The organism is Streptomyces sp. NPDC059477 (genome assembly GCF_042749375.1).
GTDB lineage: Bacteria > Actinomycetota > Actinomycetes > Streptomycetales > Streptomycetaceae > Streptomyces.
Map to the genome: position 1 here is coordinate 1 of NZ_JBHYUG010000113.1, position 4,066 is coordinate 4,066.

The following is a 4,066-nucleotide window of genomic DNA, read 5'->3' on the forward strand; positions in this document are numbered from 1 at the left end:
CAGCAGCCACCCCACCCGAACGCCCGGCCGGGCCGCCGCCCCACAGAGACACCCCGCCCCCCGCACGCCCTCAGCCGATCTCAGCCACCTCAGCCAACAGCCACCGGCACATCCACATACCCCGCCCCGATCTCCGCCAGCCTCTCCCCCGCGTAGGCCGGATCGATCAGGGCCTCGGGCGTGTGCAGGCCCGCCGGTACGGTGTCCCCCCGCAGCCCGAGCAGCCGCTCGACGCCGAGGGCGATGCCGAGCGCGGTCAGCGGGCGCTGCCCTTCGGGGTGGACGAGACGGCGGGTCCTGCGCAACGGCTCACCGCCCGGCCCCACCCCCTCGATGTCGATCCGGATCTCGATGGACGGCCCGGCGCCCCGGCGACGGCCCGCGGACTCCCCGACGGCGAAGGCGAAGCGGACATCGGACGCCCCCGTGGCCAGACCGATGCTCGGCACGTCGAGGATCGGGACACCGCGGCCCGTCAGCACCCTGCCGTCGCTCGTGGCCACCGCCACCTCCGCGTCGGGACCGTCGACCCAGGTGAAGCGGCCGTCCCGGCGTTCCAGCCCGGCCGTGGTGACCGATCCCCAGCGCTCCAGGTCGGCGATACCGGCGGGCCCGCCGGTGTCCGACTCGTCCAGCACCGCGTCGGCCCGCACGGCATCGACCCGCCCGAACTCCCGGGCCAGGTCCAGCACCGCGAGCACCAGCGTGCCCGCACACCAGTGACTGGCCATCAGCACCGGCGCGGCCGTGGCCCGCTGGGCGCTCGCCACGACCTCCGGTCCGATGTCCGTCAGCCCGCTGGAGAGACTGAGGTACGGCACCTTGTGCCGCTGCGCGTACCGCAACCCGTGCAGCTGGTCGTCCCATACGGCGGCCACCACCGCCGAGTACCTCTGACCGTCGGGCAGCCCCAGATCGCTCCGCGCCAGATCGACGGTCACGGCCGTCGCACCGCCGAGTTCCCCGGCCACCCGCCGGGCCCGCCCGGGATCCCGCCCCGCGACGGTCAGCGGCAACCCGGGATGCCAGCGCCGCAGCAGCCGCGCGGCCCCCGCCCCCGCCTGCCCCGAACCCCCCAGGATCAGCACCGACTCCGTAAGCCCCATGAGAAACCCTCCTCCGACCCGAACTCACCCGCACAGCGCAACCTACATTCCGTAACCTACACCATGTAACCTACGTTTTGTAAGATAGACTCCGGATCAGCGCACAGGAACCAGGGACCACCGGACGGAACGGAAGCGAACCCCATGGCCACCACCTCCCCCCGGCCATCCCCCCGGCTGCCCAAGAAGGCCCGGCGGGAGCAGTTGCTCGACACCGCCGTGGCGATCGTGCGCGGCCAGGGCACCGACGGGCTGACGCTGGTCACCCTCGCGGAGGCGGCCGGGGTCAGCAGGCCGATCGTGTACGACCATTTCGGCACCCGGCCCGGCCTGCTGCTCGCCCTCTACCGGCGGCTGGACGAGCGTCACCAGGCGGCCATCGCCCGGGCGTTGCGGGAACCGGCCGCCACCGCGGACACGGTCGCCCGGGTGATCAGCACCGCGTACTTCGCCTGCGCCACCGACATGCCGGAACTCACCGCCGTCTCCGCCGCGCTGAAGGGCAACCCGGAGATGGAGGCCACCCAGCGCGAGCTGCTGGACGGCTACACGGACCTGATGGCCGAGGCCCTCGCCCCGCACTCCGCGCTCCCCCGCGAGGCGCTGCGGCTGCGCTGCGCCGGGCTGCTGGGCGCGGCCGAGTCCCTCGCCGGCGAACTGAACCGGAACCGGGCGACGACCGAGGAGGCCGTCACCGCGCTGACGGAGCTGATCCGGGGCGGCCTGGGGGCGGACGAGTAGCCACTCACCCCCGGCCGGGCACCAGAACGAGCCCCCACGCACCGGTACGGCACATGGGGGCTCGCGGGGGCTTCTCTCCGACCGGGGTGCGGGCAAACGCCCTTGAGGAGCGCGGGGAACTGCGCGACCAGCCCCCACGACCCGCACGAACCACCCGGCGAAACCAGGACGGCGCCTAGTACACGCTCACCCCGTACGCGCTGAGCGCCTCCGTCACCGGCTGGAAGAACGTCGTCCCGCCGGACGTGCAGTTCCCGCTGCCGCCGGAGGTCAGACCGTAGGCCGTGCCGTTGCTGCCGTACAGCGGACCACCGGAGTCACCGGGCTCGGCGCACACGTTGGTCTGGATCATCCCGTACACGACATCGCCGCCACCGTAGTTGACGGTCGCGTTGAGGGCGGTGACCGTGCCGGTGTGGGTGCCGGTGGTGGAACCGTCACGGATGACCGAGGTGCCCACGGTGGGCGTCGCGGCGCGGGTGATGTCCACGCCGTTCGCGGTACCGGGCCGGGCGACGGTCCCGGAGTACTGCACGATGCCGTAGTCGTTCACCGGGAAGCTGGAGCCGGTGGTCGACCCGATGACCGTGGTCCGGGCGGAGTTGGAGTACCAGGTGCCCGCGCCGTCGGTGCAGTGGCCGGCGGTCACGAAGAACTGGGTGCCGCTGCTGTTCTGCACGTTGAACCCGAGTGAACAGCGCCAGCTGGTCGCGTAGATGGCGTCGCCACCCTGGATCAGCTTGCTGAACGTGCCCGGCGTGCGCTTGATGGTGAGCGCGTCGGCGTTGGCGCCGGCCTGCTCCTTGATCTGGTCGATCTCCGCCTGCGAGACGGTCGAGTCGACCGTGAGCAGCACACGGTTGGTCTTGCTGTCGACGGCCCAGGCGGTGCCCGGGACATCGGCCTGGAGCACCGAGTCGCCGGCGCTCTTGAGCTGGTTGGCACTGAACGTGGTGACGTCCGACGCGCTCGCGCTGGGGATCGCGATCGCAGCCGCGGCCACGAGTCCGGTGGAAACGGCGATCAGCCGGGTCCGTCTCGTGATACCGGTGGTGGGGGTGGTGCGCTTGATCCTCACTTGTCGTTCCTCCACAGGGGAAGTCGGGGGCCCTCTCGTGGGGTCGGGGCCCGTGAGGCGCAGTCAGGGACGGGAAGGCCGGGATTCCGGTTGCCGTGACCCTGACAATCGCTGAGGGGGAGTATTCGGGGGCGCGGCCGATCGGCGCAAGGGTGCCTTTCGGCCGCACACCTCCGAACCCTCCGTGCACAACACCCGTTAACGGTGGATTTGCCAGGGCCCCGGAGGGCACCCGGCCCGCTACTCGGCCACGCCCGGTTCCCCCGTCACCGTCACTTCCCCGCCACGCCCGGCTCCCCCGTCACCATCAGTCCCCCGCCACGCCCCGCCCCCTCGTCACCCGCCCACTCGCCCTCGGCTCCCCATCGCCTTCGGTTCCCCATCACCCTCCGCTCCCCGCCACCTCCCGTTCCTCCGCCACCTTCCGCTCGCCCGCCGCGATCGCCACGTCCAGCCGGTTCCCCGGCGGCGGGAAGGGGCAGATGAAGTGATCGGCGAAGGCGCACGGCGGCAGCAGCGCCCGGTTGAAGTCGACCGCGGTCCGCCCCTCGGCGTCCGGCGCGGCGGGCCGCAGGAAGCGGAACCGGTAACTGCCGTTCCCGCTGGTGGTGTCGGCGAACACGGCCCACAGCGAGCCGTCGGACTCCACCGACACCTGCAAGGTCAGCTCCCGCCCGTCCAGTGTGAACGCCAGTTCCCCGCCGAGCCCGAGCCCGCGCTCCCGGCCGTCCACATTGGCGACCCGCACGGTGCGCTGCGCGTCGTACGGGGTGAACCGTCCCGGCACCGACCAGCGCTGCTCATAGGGGGTGGCCTCGATGCCCGCGAAGCGGCTCCGGGTCTCGGCGGCGGGGTCGAAGTCACGTACCGCCCAGCTCCCCTCGCGCTCCAGCACCACCAGTCTGCGCTCGCCGTGCGCCACCCGGGCGGCGCCCGCCGGACCCGGGTCGGCGGTCAGCCGGACCCGCCCGCTCCACGGCTCACCGTCCAGGGTCAGCCCGTCGGCCGGCCCGGCGGTGAGCACGACGGCGTCACCGTCGGGGGGGGGGGCCGCGGCCGGGGGGGGGGGGGTGGGGTGCGCGGGTTGGTGTGGGGTCCCCGAGGGCGCGGGGGGGGGGGGGGCCGCGGGGGTGTTTTTGGG

3 protein-coding genes and 1 pseudogene are annotated in these 4,066 nt (G+C 73.0%); 1 reads left to right on the forward strand and 3 read right to left on the reverse strand.

The genetic code is table 11. The annotated features are described in order from the left end of the window. Positions 1-89: 89 nt before the first annotated feature. Positions 90-1,106 (reverse strand): saccharopine dehydrogenase, encoded by a 1,017-nt coding sequence (locus tag ACFXAZ_RS34915; protein ID WP_384599528.1) that lies wholly within the window; start codon positions 1,104-1,106, stop codon positions 90-92. A gap of 144 nt (positions 1,107-1,250) precedes the next feature. On the opposite strand from ACFXAZ_RS34915, the gene ACFXAZ_RS34920 reads away from it, so the two are divergent. Then, positions 1,251-1,847: a TetR/AcrR family transcriptional regulator gene (locus ACFXAZ_RS34920; protein ID WP_384599531.1), complete on the forward strand. Its 597-nt coding sequence runs from the start codon at positions 1,251-1,253 to the stop codon at positions 1,845-1,847. Positions 1,848-2,022: 175 nt separating this feature from the next. Here the strand turns inward: ACFXAZ_RS34920 and ACFXAZ_RS34925 are convergent, their stop codons facing one another. Together ACFXAZ_RS34925 and ACFXAZ_RS34930 are read right to left on the reverse strand one after the other, a co-directional pair. Then, positions 2,023-2,925: a S1 family peptidase gene (locus ACFXAZ_RS34925; RefSeq protein WP_384599534.1), complete on the reverse strand. Its 903-nt coding sequence runs from the start codon at positions 2,923-2,925 to the stop codon at positions 2,023-2,025. Between the two features lie 382 nt (positions 2,926-3,307). Further along, positions 3,308-3,967 (reverse strand): annotated as a pseudogene (locus ACFXAZ_RS34930) (DUF1684 domain-containing protein); the annotation flags it as partial. Positions 3,968-4,066 lie beyond the last annotated feature (99 nt).

Excerpts from the sequence above, each read along its gene's own strand:
- ACFXAZ_RS34920 (WP_384599531.1), top strand. The coding sequence starts at position 1,251 with ATGGCCACCACCTCCCCCCGGCCATCCCCCCGGCTGCCCAAGAAGGCC.
- ACFXAZ_RS34915 (WP_384599528.1), bottom strand. The coding sequence starts at position 1,106 with ATGGGGCTTACGGAGTCGGTGCTGATCCTGGGGGGTTCGGGGCAGGCG.